Below are 12,779 nucleotides of genomic sequence, written 5' to 3'. Positions count from 1 at the left end.
AGCACGGCCGCGAGCACGGTGATGACCAGCAGCGTCGGGCGCACATATCGCGGCTGGTCCGCCGGCGATCTCCAGGGAGCGCGTCGATCGGCGCGGGGGGAGACGGTCGGACCGAGAACTGTCGTAGCCATGGCCTGCATTCTTCGGTACCGCCTCGGCCTGCCGTGCAGCAGCAGCGCGTTTCAAGGAAATTCTTGTCAGAACCGGGGGAATCCTTTACTGGGCTTGCCTGGTCTTCAATCCGGGAAGTGCTGCGCATTGCCCGGTGCACAATTGCACGCTACACAGGGAAGAGACAGGTGATGCACAGGAAAAAGGGCCGGGATTGCCCCACTCCTCGAGGAGGGAGACGCCAGGCCCGCTGAGACGCTCGACGGCGTGGCGGGCCGCCAGGAAGAGGGTTTCGCCCGGCATCGACTGCGTTCATCGCCCCGACGGAGTGAGCTGCGGTAGGGCGGGGCGGCTTCCGTGCCGCGTTGTTCCCACCGTCAGCGCCGCCCCGTCGTACTCCTCCCGGAGCCGGCGGGCGGTGACCAGCCGGCGGATCGCTTCCCGCACGGTCGTCGCCTGCCCGACATCGGCCTCTCGGCCCGAGGGAGACCGCGTCGACGACTGTCCGGCGTCACAGACATCTGGGAGTGGCAACTGCCCGGCAGCCGTCCGGGCCGCGCGTCGGGCGTGCGACCGGGACGACCGACGGCCATGGGAACGTCACCGGCACCTGGCCGGCGCCGGCGCGTTCCCGGTGCTGCGGTCGTGACCATCGGGCTTCAGACCGCGGGCGCCATCCGCTCGCCTGCGATCACCGCGAACAGTACGGCGCCGACCACGGCCGACGTCCTGGCGAACGCCGGGGCGACCCTCCTCGGGATCGGCCTCGTGGCCGTGGGCGCGCCGGCGGCCGGTGTCGTCGTCCGTGCCGAGGCTGTTGCCCCGTGGACCGTCGCTTCGTCAGGGCCAGTAGGCGGTGGAGCCCTTGCGGCCCGCATGCCGGCCCCAGGCCTGGGCTTCGAGGTGCCAGCCGTTGCCGTGCCGGTACTTGACGGCCCGGGTGTTCTGCGCGCTGCCGGAGTGCACGGTTGCCGAGCAGGTCCCGAAGTCCATCCACGACCCGTAGTCGATGTCCCACTGGAGGTGGATCGTGTCGTCCTTCCTCGCGCTGGTGATGGAGGCCCACACGTAATAGGGCGCTCCGGCCTTCTTGTTGCCGTAACGCACCTGGATCTTGGCGCCGCCGATCTTCGCGGAGGGGCCGTTGTGGCGGCGCCTGCTCGGGATGTACGTGTTGGGATTGACGCTGGTGCCGCAGGTGTCGGCCGCAGCCTTGACTGGCTGCTTTCCGTGGGGCGTTGCCGCGGTGGCTGTCGGCGCGGCGATCAGCATGGTTGCGGCGGCGATCGCGGTGGTGATGATCCGTCGGGTCCTTGCCATCACATCTGCCGTTCCTGCCAGCTGCGTGGTGTCACATTGTGCTGACACACAGTTGCCGCAGTGGCGCACCGGGAGGCTGTCAGCCGTACGGGGTGGCCCACAAGTAGCTGTTGAGCCATCTCCGGCGCTCTGTGCGACCGTCTCCGGTCTGCCCATGGACCCGACCTGACCCGCTGGCTGTGGGCCGGGTTCCTCCGTCTCGAGTGGGCGCAACCGGGCCTGAGGGGCAAGGGCTGATGCGTTCTCAGCCCGCGGGACAAGCTCGTCGCCGGCGTACGCGTCGCCGTGTGTGGTTCGCCCGGTTCGGCAACGCGAGGGACGCGCCCCTTGGCGAGCCGCGTCCCTGGCCGCATCGCCCGCTTCGCCGCCGATACCTGCGCCGACCTGCCCTCGCTCCGCCTCCTCACCTACGGCGGATCGCCCGTACCGCCCACCGGCAGCGCGGGCCCACCTTCCTCCAGCGCTACGGCATGACCGAGGCCGCGCCCGGCGCGTCGTTCCTGGACAGGGAGCGCGCCGCCGACAAGGCGGGCGCCGCGGGCGTACCGCACTTCTTCAGCGACGTACGGGCCGCACGGCCCGACCTCACCCCCGGTCGAGGTCGGCGAGTCGGGCGAGGTCGTGGTGCGCGGACCGCATGTCATCTCGGGCTACTGGGGTTACGTGTGCATAGTCGACCGGAGGAAGGACGTGATCATCTCCGGCGGCGAGAACACCTACCGCCGGGATCGAGAACCTCCCCCTCGCCCATCCCCCAGGGCCCCTTCGGTGCGCCGATCGCGCAACTGAACTGCTGGACGTGCAGGGTGTGACCGCCAAGGTCAACTACGGCCTGAACAAGGTGCGTTGCCCCCGCGCCGGCGGAGGCCGGATCCCGCATCCGGCTCGTCGCCCGGCTCACCTCGGCGGAGGGCGTGCCGGGCGGTGTCCAGATCACCGTCGACGGCACGATCGCGGTGGAGGGCGGCACGAAGCCGGCCGCCGTACTGCAGAGTCTGTCCCGCTTCCACGCCTGACCTCCCGTACAACCCTGAGGCCGAGTGGCTGGTCTTTATCACCGAACGAACCGATCTGGCCGTTTGATCCAGCTTGTGCCAATGGGGGAACACGTGAATCTTGTCCGCACGTACACACGCGGTGTCGCGACCGCCGCGTGCACGCTCCTCATGGCCGCCGCCCTCGGGGCGGCGGGCGCCGGGGCGTCCAACGCCGGCACCGCGGCACCGCGGACGAGGCTGATCGCCTCCTCCGTCCTGGGAGGTGACTACAAGATCACGCTGACTGCGCTGCGGTCTACGGAGGACCAGTACGCCGCCTCCGTGCGGATGCAGGTCTACACGCACAGCGGCGGTGCCTGGAAGGAGTCCGACCGGGTCACGGTGGGTGGTGTCGACGGATGGTTGTGGTATCCGCTGACCGGCAGCGGTGCCGTCTGCCAGTTCTCGACCGCGAGCACGGAGCCCGCGCCGGTGACCGTGAGCCTGCAGATCACGCCGTCCATCGGCTGCTCCGAGCCGGCGCACTACCTCGTGAAGCAGGGCAGGGTCTTCGCCGGCTGAGGTGCTCCACAACTCCGAACCGCACCAGGCGGGACGGTGCCGCGTTAGCTTGCTAGGATGCTAGCATCACCCCGTGGGTGATGAGGAAGTCAAGCAGTTCAACGTGTACCTGCCGATCGGGCTGATCAGGCAGGTCAAGTACCGCGCCATCGAGTCGGGAATGTCGTTGTCGGCGCTGACCGCCGAAGCGCTGCGCGCTTATCTGGACGACGCCCATGGGACCACCCGGCAATCGCCTGAGAAGGAGGCCTGACATGACGACCGAGGGAATCGAGGCCGTGTTCCTGACGACGCACAACTGGGGCAAGGCGGCGAGGTTCTTCCAGGCGCTGGGCTACGAGCTGGAGTTCGCGACGGACCACGACTCCGGTCAGCTCCGCAACGGCGACGGACCCTCTGTGTTCATCGCCGAGGTCCCCGAAAACCAGGAGCCCGAGACACGCATCGTGCTGAAGGTGCCGGACGCGGACGCGTTCCGTGCGGATCCCGTCGTCGAGGTGGTGACGCCGTTCGAGGACACGCATTACGGCACCAAGGAGATGACCGTCCGCGATCCCGACGGGCGTCTGTGGAGCCTTCAGGCCCCCGCCAAGCACTGACCGCGACGAAGGGGCCCACCATGGCGTACGAGCAGCCCGAGGCGCCGGACAACACCGCTGTGCGGACCGCCCTCTGGCGGGCGCTGCACCTCCGGGTCGACCCGCCCCCGCATGTGATCGAGGACGAGATCGGCCTGCAGCTGGCGGCTCCCGGCGAAGACTGGCGCGACCGCCCGGACATGGACCCACAGGCGACCAGGGGATTCCGGGCGGCCATCGTCGCCCGCGCTCGTTTCATCGAGGAGCTGGTCGCCGAACAGGCCGACCGGGGCGTGACCCAGTACGTCATCCTGGGAGCCGGTCTGGACACCTTCGCCCAGCGCAGGCCGGAGCTCGCCTCCCGGCTGCGGGTCTTCGAGGTCGACCAGCCCGGCACCCAGGCCTGGAAACGCCACCGCCTGGTCCGACTCGGCTACGGCATCCCCGACTGGCTGCACCTCGTGCCGGTCGACTTCGAGGGCGGCGCGTCCTGGTCGGAGCAGTTGTCCGTGGCGGGCTTCGATCCCGGTCGCCCGGCGGTCGTCGTCTCCACCGGCGTCACCATGTACCTCACCAAGGACGCCACCGCTGCCGCCCTGCGCCGGATCGCCGGGCTTGCGGCCGGTTCCACGCTGGCCATGACGTTCCTGCTGCCGACCGCACTCGTCGACGACGCGGACCGCCCCGGCCTCCGGGCGAGCAAGGACGGCGCGCAGGCGTCCGGAACGCCGTTCATCAGCTTCTACACCCCGCAGGAGACGCTGGCACTGGCACGCGAAGCCGGCTTCCGGGACGTCCGGCACGTGCCGGGGACTTCGCTCACCGAGCGCTACTTCGCGGACCGGGCCGACGGCCTTCGCCCGTCGAGCGGGGAGGACTTCCTGCTGGCCTCGACCTGACGTGTCGTCCGGTCGCCCGGTGATCACCGGGGCCTTGGCGCGGACATCCCGCCGAGCCGGAGAACGGCTCGTCGATCGACTCCCGTGCGCGGCCGGGCCCGTGTCACAGCATGACGTGCTTGACCTGCGTGTAGTCCAGCAGGCCGGTGAGGGACAGGTGAGGGAAGATGGCCACGGCGCAGGGCCAACGAACGAGGGGAGCGGCAGCGTGACCACCAAGGTGCGCACGGCAGACACACGCGAGCGCATCCTTACCGCAGCGTGCGAAGTGATCGCCGACATCGGCTTCGAGAAGATCCGCATGCGCATGATCGCCGAGCGGGCCGGGGTGTCGACGGCACTCCTGCACTACCACTTCGACACGCGCGAGAAGCTGTTCACCGAGGCGATGACCCACTCCTTCGCGCACACGGCCCTGGACGTCGAGCGCGACGCGGACACCGCCCCGGCCGCGGTCGTCCTCGCCCGCATCCTGCGCAGCCTGCTGCCGACCGACCCCGAACTGCACCAGGACTGGCGGCTGTGGCAGGAGCTGTGGGCCCGGGCACTGCGCGACGAGACGACCCGGGCCTTCGCCGTGGACCTCTACGCGCAGCTGCACGCCTGGGTGGCCGACGCGGTACGGCGCGGCATCGCGTCCGGCGAGTTCGGGCCGGCCGACGTGGACGACCTGAGCACGCTGATCCTGTCCCTGAGTGACGGCTACGGCATCCGGCTGATGCTCCGCGACCCGACGGTCACCCTGGACACGGCCCTCAGGGCCATCTGGCGCCAGGTCTCGGCCGCACTGGGCCTGCCGGACGGAGTTCCGGTGGGATGACAGGACACCATCACGTACGTCCTGCTGGTGACCCGCGGCGCCGGAACGGAAGAACGATCCGGCGAGCAGCGCGCGGAGGCCAGGAGTATCTCCTTCGCAGATAACCGACATCTGGGATAATCCTGCTCGAACGGGAAACAATGCCTCTTCCCGTTCGTTGGCACGAGTGGTGATGGATGAGCGGCTGGTCAAGATCCACCGCCGACGGAATCCACCGTCCACAGGATTGGGGTGCTCCGATGCCACCGACGTCGGCCCTGGAACCGCTTGTCGCCCGCATATCCGCAGGAGCGCCCGAGGCCCGTGCGCGGCCGCGCACGGCGAGCCGGTACGACGCCGGGTTCTGGACGATCGCCGCGGTGTTCCTGACGGCCATGGCGTTCTCCACCGTGCCCACACCGTTGTATCCGCTGTACCAGACCCATGACGGGTTCTCCACGTTCACGATCACGGTGGTGTTCGCCGTCTACGCCATCGGCGTGCTGATCAGTCTGCTGCTCGCCGGACACGTCTCGGACTGGCTGGGACGCAGGAAGGTCATGGTCTCGGCGCTGGCCCTGGAACTGCTCGCCGCCGCGCTGTTCCTCTCCGCGTCGTCGCTGCCGGTGCTGCTCGCCGCCCGGCTGGTCACCGGCCTCGGCGTCGGCATGCTGACGGCGACCGCCACCGCGTATCTGCAGGAGCTGCACGGCGCTCACCGGCCGGCGGGGTCGACGCGGCGGTTCGAGATCGTCTCGACCGCGGCCAACATCGGCGGCCTGGGCCTCGGCCCCATCATCGCGGGCGTTCTGGCTCAGTACCTGGGTGCGCCGCTCCGGCTGCCGTACGCGGTCTTCGTCGTCCTGCTGCTCACCGGCGTGGCGGCCGTCGCGCTGACCCCCGAGACCGTCCGCAAGCCGGTGGTCAGGCCGGCCTACCGTCCCCAGCGGGTCAGGGCAGCCGAGGGAGACCGCGGGTACCTCGCCGCCGCCGCTGCAGGATTCACTTCCATGGCCGTGTTCGGCCTGTTCACCTCCGTGGTGCCCGGCTTCGTCGGCGGGACGCTGCACCACCCGTCCCGTGCGCTGGCCGGGCTGGTCGTGTTCGCCGTGTTCGCGGCCGCCGCGGCGGCCCAGACGGGCACCGGACGGCTCGGCGCCCGTACGCGCTGGTACATCGGGCTGCTGGCCCAGGCCGTGGGCATGGCCGTCCTCGCCGTCGCCGTGCACCTCGCCAACCTCGAGGTGTTCCTGCTCGCCGGGATCGTCGCCGGGGCCGGGGCCGGGGTGCTGTTCAAGTCCGCCGTCGGACATGTCGCCGCCGCGGCCGCTCCGGACCGGCGCGGTGAGTCGCTCGCGGGCCTGTTCCTCGCCTCCTATCTCGGCCTGGCCCTGTTGCCCGTCGGTCTCGGCGCCGCCAGCCGTGCCATGAGCCTTACCGATGCGACGACGTGGTTCACCGCGGTCGTGCTCGCGCTGCTCACCGCCGTCGCCGTGCGGACGCGTCGGCACGGCCCCGGCGCGCCCACCGCGGACCTGCCGTCCGGGACCCGTCCCGAGCGCGCCGGGGGCGGCCGCCCCGGACGCCGTGAGCGCTGACCAGAGGACGGGGTCGCTGCAACGGCCGGGCGCCGATGCGCTCGGGTGCCCGCCGGCGCCCGGTCGAGCGACGAAGCGCGGAGGTCGAGCATGCCCCACACCACTCCGGGGAGACCGGGCCCGCGGGCTTCCCGAAGCGCCTTCGGTGGGTGCGGTTCGACGGTGACCGGGGCGACTTCGCCAGCGGCGGATGCCACGGCCGCGATCCGGCGCACGGGTTCGGCCTGCCTCGTCACCTCGGTGAGGGACGCTCAGGAGACGCGGGCGACTCCCGCGTAGACACCGCTGCCCTCCGGGACCGAGGTCGCGGGAGCGGTGACCCACTCCGTCGCCGTCACCAGGCCGGGCGGTACGAGCTCCATGGCGTCGAAGAACCGCTCCACCCCCGCCCGGGTCCGGAAGGCGAGGGGGATGCCGGCCCTGGCGTACTCGGCGGTGACCTGGGCGGCGAGCTCCGGATACAGATCGGAAGCGGCGTGGGACAACACCAGGTAACTGCCCGACGGCAATGTGGCCACCAGGTTGCGGACGATGTCGTGGGCACCCTGCTCATCGGTGATGAAATGCATCAGCGCTATGAGCGACAGGGCGATCGGGCGGTCGAAGTCCAGGATCCGCCGGGCGTGCCGGACGATGCCCTCCGGCTCCCGCACATCGGCCTCGATGTAGTCGGTCACTCCGTCGGGGTGGCTGACCAGCAGCGCCTCCGCGTGCCGGAGGACGATCGGGTCGTTGTCGGTGTAGACGACCTTCGCGGTCGGCCGGATGCCCTGAACGATCTGGTGCAGATTGGGCTCGGTCGGAATGCCCGTCCCGATGTCCAGGAACTGGTCGATGCCCTGCCCGGCGAGCCAGGCGGCCGCTCGGTGCATGAACTGACGGTTCTGGCGGGCCGCGTCCCTCGCCTCCCGCGGCAGTTGTGTGCCCACCGCCTCATCGACCGGGTAGTTGTCCTTGCCGCCGAGCAGCCAGTCGTAGACGCGCGCAGGATGCGCTTTGCCTGTGTCGATCGGGCGAGATGGCTGTGAGGCGGTTGTCATAGCGACTCCATGGCACCGATGAACGGATCAGACCAGTACGTGATCACCCTACTCGGGCACGGGAGTCGACAGGTAGGGAGGGGAAGGCGAGGCGTCGGCCGGTCCGCGCCGCCGGGTCGGGGGTGCTCGTCGGTCGGGGTGGCGCAACGCGCCGAATTCCGGGGCGCGTTCGGTTCCGGTCAGTGCGGTTCGGCGAGGGGTGGGGACATGACCGGCGACGGTGTGGAAACGGTCCCGCCGGCAGCCGCCGGTCCTGCGCACGGTGTTCGTCCGCCGGCCGCAACGCCGGGGGCGTGCCGTCCCGTTCACCCTGCGCGCCCAGGCGGACGACCTGGGCGCGCCATGACCTCTCTCGGCGTCGGTTCAGGGGGCCTGGGTGGCGGAGCCCGCCGGAGCGTGGCTCTTCCACCGGTAGGTGGCGAAGGAGCCCGCCGGAACCGTCACGGCGAACGACCGTCCCGCGCCGTCGATGCGCACCGTTCTGTCGGTGGTGGCGCTGTTGCCGAGGACGGCGACGTACGTGCCGGTGCCGGAGCGGTAGACCACGTTGCTGACACCGTTCTGTGCGGCGCTGGACTCGAGGCGCACGTCACCGGGGGACAGGTACTTGGAGAACTGCCCGATCTTGTACAGCTCGTCGCGGACGGTGAAGTCCTTCGTGACCGTGTTCACCGTGACGAGCCGGTCCGGCCACTTGGTGGTGGCGCCGACCTTGTCCCAGTCGATGTTGTTGTCCCGCGAGGGCGTCCAGTGCAGCGTCCCGCCGTCCTGGTCCGTTGTCTGGGCCCACAGGATGTAGGAGCCGGCGTCGAGGCGGAAGTTGTCCAGGATCGTCGAGGGCGAGAGGTCGCTCGTCTCCGTGAGCTGGACCGGCTTGCCCGTCTGCTCGTACGCCTCGCGCATCACCTGCGGGTCCCCCCAGTAGGGGTGGAAGGCGATGGCGTCGGCGGCGTCGCGCACCTGCCTGCCGCTGACCGAACCGTCGGGCGCGTCCTCGAAGATGCGGTAGTAGTTCTTCGTCGCCGTGCTGTTGGGGTCCTTCCAGTCCCAGAAGTTGAAGTCGTGCACGTACAGCTGGGAGTTCAGGCGGGCGGCCCGGAACTCCCGCTTGATCGCCAGCGCCAGCTTCTGCTGCTGCGCGATGCTGATGTCCATGGCCGGGTAGACCACGTCCATGCCCGGCTCGTTCAGCAGCGTCAGGGCGTCGACGCGAATGCCGTGTCGGGCGTACGCCTGGACGAACTTGACGTAGTAGCGGGCGAACGCGTCGATGCAGTCGTCGCGCAACTTGCCGACCTGGTAGTAGTCCGTGGTGCTCCCGGGCTTGAGCGCGACCTCGCCGGTGAAGCGGTCGTTCGTCTTCATCCACGCGGGTGCGCTCCACGCGGAGGCGAAGAAGGTGGCCTTCGGGTTGTAGCGCTGGATGAGCTTGATCGTGTCGATGATGTGCAGGTCGATGTCCCGCTGGACGGAGAAGTACTTCAGGCCGAAGTCCTCGGTGACACCGGCCGGCAGGTCGTCCTCCGACCAGAACGGCAGGTGCTCGATCACGTCCGGGCTGCCGATCGTGAGCCGGAAGCGGTCCAGGCCGGCGCCGTGCCTGGGGTCCACCAGCAGGCGGACGGCCCGCTCACGCTCGGCAGGAGTGAGCTTCCACAGATTGGACACGCTCGTCTCGTCCAGGGAGAAGCCGATGCCGGTGTACCTCTGCCGCGTCGCGCCGGCATCGACGGTTACCGTGGCATCCACGGAGCGGCCCGGGTCACCTCCCGTCCAGGCCTTCGACAGCGGCTGCCAGGCCTGTGTCGCTCCGGTGGAGTACGTGCCGGACACGACCGGGCCGTCCCCGGTCGACCGGCTCCCGGCGCGGTCCGCGTGTGCGACCGGGCCCGTGCCGAGCAGCGCGGTCAGTGTGGTGACCGCGACGGCGGTGATCGCGGTGAGAGAACGTCCCACTGCTTCTCCTGACGTCTGTGGGATAGGGGGACTGGCACTGCGGCGGGCTGTCGCGCCGGGGCGGTACGGGCGGCGGAGGTGCCGTGGGGGTCGGAAGCCGCCGGGGGGTTTCCGAATCGCGCCGGGCGCGCGCTGACGTCACCCGCTTGTACATCCGCCCCGAAGCCGGGGCGGCCGTCGTCGATCTGGTCCCAACGCGCGTGGGCGGGCCAGGTCCTGACGTTGCGGCAGCCTCCCCACCGGACCCCTCCCGACGCACCGATGGGGATCCAAGCAATATCCCTGGCGTTAAGTCAAGGTGTGAAGAAAGGGAAACCGGTCGAGCCCGGCCGGGGCCCACCGCCGCCGGGTCCCGCCCCGCTACTCGATCGCCGGGTCCTCCTGGGAATGCTGTACGGCCCTCTTCACGGCCTGTTCGATCTCGTGCGGGTCGGCCCCGGTCGCTGCGGCGTGCTCGGTGAGGGCAGCCTGTACGGCCTCGGACGCAGTGCGCCAGCGGCGCAGTTGAGCGTCGTACTCGTCACCGGTGAGGCCCGCGAGCTTCGCGCGCTCTTCCTCGGCGATGCGTTCCAGTCTGACCAACTCATCCGGGACCTGTGCCACGGGGACGGATCCTAGACGGCGAGTGCGGGACATCGGTCGTCACCCTTACCGCCCGATCGGGTGGAGCCGAGGGCGTTTCCCGGGCGGGTGACGGCCGAGAGGTCTTCTCGGGGCGGTCGGCGACGGGCAGTCGCCGGCGCGGGCACCCGCCGGGCCGTCAAGGGCCTCACGCACACCCCGTCCGACGCCGCGTCGCCGTCACCCCGTGTGCGGGGGCCGGACTGCCCGGGAAGGCCGGACGGGCGCTGTGCTCGGTCAGCGGGCTCACCACCCGGTATGCGGCGACACCCAGTGGTGGCCCCAGCACCCCGCCGACCACACCGAGCCCGGCCATGGACACCACCGGCGACACCGCGACCCGCCGTGGCGTGAGACCGATCGACTCCAGCCTCCCAGGCCCCATCGTCGAACTCCCGCCGGCCTCGCGAGCCTTGGCGGGCGGACGACGTGGGTCCGACGACAGGGCCTGGGCACGCGCCGCCGCTCCGGGCGCTCAGCACGACCGTGTGGAACACAGCCATCGTGGCGACCGCCGGCAGCGTCATGGCCGGCGCGGACGCGGAGCTGATCCCCGCCGGACCGCGCCCAGGCCGTCGTGGTCGCCCACGAGACGGGCCTGGTCACCCCCGGCAGCTCCGCCGCCGACGGACACCGGCCGGGCGCCACGCGTCTCGGCCCACACGGCGGAGATCGCCGGGACGCGTCAGCAGTAGAGGTTGCCGCCGGGACTGACGCCGAGAATCTGGGTGAACCTCTGGTAGGCGTCGACGCGGCTCTGCACCTGGGCCGGGTTCTTGCCGTCGCACTCCAGGGAGCCGTTGATCGAGCGAATGGTCTGCCCGAAGCCCGCGCCGTTGACCATGGCGTTGTGCGGAGTCATGGTGCCCGGACCGGACTGGGTGTTCCAGTACCACAGGCCGGTCTTCCAGGCGACCGAGGCATCGTTCTCGACCAGCCAGGGGTTGTCGAGCAGGTCGATGCCGAGCGAGTCACCGGCGGCCTTGTAGTTGAAGTTCCAGGACAGCTGAAGCGGGCCCCGTCCGTAGTACGCGGCCTGCCCCGCCGGGCAGCCGTACGGCTGGCTCCAGTCGCAGTACGTAGGGTAGTTGGCGGTGTTCTGCTCGACGACGTACACCAGGCCGCCGGTCTCATGGCTGACGTTGGCCAGAAAGGCTGCGGCTTCCTGCTTCTTCACGGTGTCGCTGCCGGTGTTCGCGAAGCCGGGGTAGGCGCTCAGGGCCGCGGTGAGACCGCTGTAGGTGTAGAAGGGGTTCCGGTTCGGGAACATCTGGTTGAACTGGGCCTCCGTGACGACGAATCCGGAAGGCGTGGTCCCGCCGGACCCGCCTGCCGGCGCGTTCCACTTCTGGTTCGCGCCGCCGCTGCAGCTCCAGATCTGCAGCCGGGTCCCGTTGGCGGAGTTGTTGTCACGGACGTCCAGGCACTTGTTCGCGGCCGGGTTCACGATGTCGTGGGCGGCGGTGACCACCCACTGCTGGTTGGCGCCTCCGCTGCAGTCCCACAGCTGGACCGCCGCGCCGTCGGCGGTGCCGCGGTCGACGACGTCCAGACACTTGCCGAGCGCCCGCAGGGTGCCGTCCCCCGGGTTGGACCAGAGCTGGGCATTCGTGCCGTTGCAGTCGTAGAGCTGTACGGCGGTGCCGTTTGCGCTGCTCGCGCCTGCCACATCGACGCATTTGCCGGCGAGGCCGGTGATCTGTCCGTCCGCGGCCTGTGCCGGTGTGACGGTGAGCAGTACGGCGAACGACGCGGCGATGGCGGCGGCTATGAGGCGGACGAACCGGATGTGTCCGGGAACCGGCCGTCTGGGGCGGTGAGAGGTGTACATGGACAGGCAGCTCCTCTTCAGGGGCGGGGTGTGCGTCAGTTGAGGACGGTCTGAGTGACGACGATGTGTCCCGCGTCGGGGTTGAGGCTTCCGCCCAGCCGGCTGAAGGCGCCGTCGGTCAGGTCGAGGCACTTGGGCTCCTGCGGAGTCTGCGTGAACGTGCCGCGGTCGTTGATACGGACCACGAGTGACGCGCCGTTCGCGACGTTGGTCACCTGGACCCTGCTTCCGAAGGGCAGCTGCGGCTGGCGGCTGAGCGACGTCGCGGCGGTGTCGGCGTTGTTGTCGAAGACCTCGCCGCTGGCCGTCAGGGCTCCGGGAGGCTGCGGGCCGTAGTGCGTGGCCCAGCACTGTTCGCCGGCCTGCGCGGCGGCCGGCGCGTTCCACTTCTGGTTGGCGCCGCCGCCGCAGCTCCAGATCTGTATCCGGGTGCCGTTGGCGGAGTTGTTGTCCGTGACGTCCAGGCA

At 70.2% G+C, this 12,779-nt stretch carries 14 protein-coding genes and 2 pseudogenes; 8 read left to right on the top strand and 8 right to left on the bottom strand.

Features of this window, described 5'->3' with window-relative positions; translation table 11 throughout:
• Positions 1–423: 423 nt before the first annotated feature.
• A complete protein-coding gene (locus tag AB0L59_RS22350) occupies positions 424–645 on the bottom strand; it encodes an ABATE domain-containing protein (RefSeq protein ID WP_365586342.1) in 222 nt (73 codons plus the stop codon).
• Between the two features lie 306 nt (positions 646–951).
• Positions 952–1,431, bottom strand: coding sequence for a hypothetical protein (locus AB0L59_RS22345; protein WP_365586339.1), 480 nt, complete (start codon positions 1,429–1,431; stop codon positions 952–954).
• A gap of 378 nt (positions 1,432–1,809) precedes the next feature.
• Between AB0L59_RS22345 and AB0L59_RS22340 the strand changes: the two are divergent.
• The 8 genes and pseudogenes from AB0L59_RS22340 to AB0L59_RS22305 form a co-directional block, all read left to right on the top strand.
• Positions 1,810–2,206 (top strand): annotated as a pseudogene (locus AB0L59_RS22340) (AMP-binding protein); the annotation flags it as partial.
• A 9-nt stretch (positions 2,207–2,215) separates the two neighbouring features.
• Positions 2,216–2,447 (top strand): annotated as a pseudogene (locus AB0L59_RS22335) (MaoC family dehydratase); the annotation flags it as partial.
• An 81-nt stretch (positions 2,448–2,528) separates the two neighbouring features.
• Positions 2,529–2,990: a hypothetical protein gene (locus AB0L59_RS22330; protein ID WP_365586336.1), complete on the top strand. Its 462-nt coding sequence runs from the start codon at positions 2,529–2,531 to the stop codon at positions 2,988–2,990.
• 73 nt (positions 2,991–3,063) lie between these two features.
• A complete protein-coding gene (locus AB0L59_RS22325; RefSeq protein ID WP_365586334.1) occupies positions 3,064–3,243 on the top strand; it encodes a CopG family transcriptional regulator in 180 nt (59 codons plus the stop codon).
• A 1-nt stretch (position 3,244) separates the two neighbouring features.
• Positions 3,245–3,589, top strand: coding sequence for a VOC family protein (locus AB0L59_RS22320; protein WP_365586331.1), 345 nt, complete (start codon positions 3,245–3,247; stop codon positions 3,587–3,589).
• Between the two features lie 20 nt (positions 3,590–3,609).
• Positions 3,610–4,467, top strand: coding sequence for a class I SAM-dependent methyltransferase (locus AB0L59_RS22315; protein ID WP_365586328.1), 858 nt, complete (start codon positions 3,610–3,612; stop codon positions 4,465–4,467).
• Positions 4,468–4,675: 208 nt separating this feature from the next.
• Complete coding sequence (locus AB0L59_RS22310; RefSeq protein WP_365586325.1) at positions 4,676–5,287, top strand: TetR/AcrR family transcriptional regulator; 612 nt, start codon at positions 4,676–4,678, stop codon at positions 5,285–5,287.
• A gap of 239 nt (positions 5,288–5,526) precedes the next feature.
• Positions 5,527–6,864 carry an MFS transporter gene (locus tag AB0L59_RS22305; protein WP_365586324.1) on the top strand — a complete coding sequence of 446 codons (1,338 nt, stop codon included), beginning with the start codon at positions 5,527–5,529 and terminating at the stop codon, positions 6,862–6,864.
• A gap of 251 nt (positions 6,865–7,115) precedes the next feature.
• Here AB0L59_RS22305 and AB0L59_RS22300 read toward each other — a convergent pair whose 3' ends face one another.
• From AB0L59_RS22300 to AB0L59_RS22275, 6 genes are all read right to left on the bottom strand, one after another.
• Positions 7,116–7,904: an SAM-dependent methyltransferase gene (locus AB0L59_RS22300; RefSeq protein WP_365586322.1), complete on the bottom strand. Its 789-nt coding sequence runs from the start codon at positions 7,902–7,904 to the stop codon at positions 7,116–7,118.
• A gap of 363 nt (positions 7,905–8,267) precedes the next feature.
• Positions 8,268–9,860, bottom strand: a complete 1,593-nt coding sequence (locus tag AB0L59_RS22295) for a glycoside hydrolase family 30 beta sandwich domain-containing protein (protein ID WP_365586321.1) — start codon at positions 9,858–9,860, stop codon at positions 8,268–8,270.
• A 360-nt stretch (positions 9,861–10,220) separates the two neighbouring features.
• The gene (locus AB0L59_RS22290; protein WP_365586318.1) at positions 10,221–10,463 is read right to left on the bottom strand and encodes a hypothetical protein; all 243 of its coding nucleotides are present in this window, start codon (positions 10,461–10,463) and stop codon (positions 10,221–10,223) included.
• 166 nt (positions 10,464–10,629) lie between these two features.
• A complete protein-coding gene (locus AB0L59_RS22285; RefSeq protein WP_365586315.1) occupies positions 10,630–10,866 on the bottom strand; it encodes a hypothetical protein in 237 nt (78 codons plus the stop codon).
• A gap of 300 nt (positions 10,867–11,166) precedes the next feature.
• Positions 11,167–12,312: a glycoside hydrolase family 19 protein gene (locus AB0L59_RS22280; protein ID WP_365586312.1), complete on the bottom strand. Its 1,146-nt coding sequence runs from the start codon at positions 12,310–12,312 to the stop codon at positions 11,167–11,169.
• 35 nt (positions 12,313–12,347) lie between these two features.
• Positions 12,348–12,779 (bottom strand): RlpA-like double-psi beta-barrel domain-containing protein (locus tag AB0L59_RS22275; protein ID WP_365586309.1); only part of this gene is annotated, 432 nt, incomplete at its 5' end.

Origin of the sequence: Streptomyces sp. NPDC052109, assembly GCF_040680195.1 — a bacterium.
Classification (GTDB): domain Bacteria; phylum Actinomycetota; class Actinomycetes; order Streptomycetales; family Streptomycetaceae; genus Streptomyces.
The sequence above is the reverse complement of the archived record's forward strand: the minus strand, read 5'-3'. Positions and strand labels throughout refer to the sequence as shown.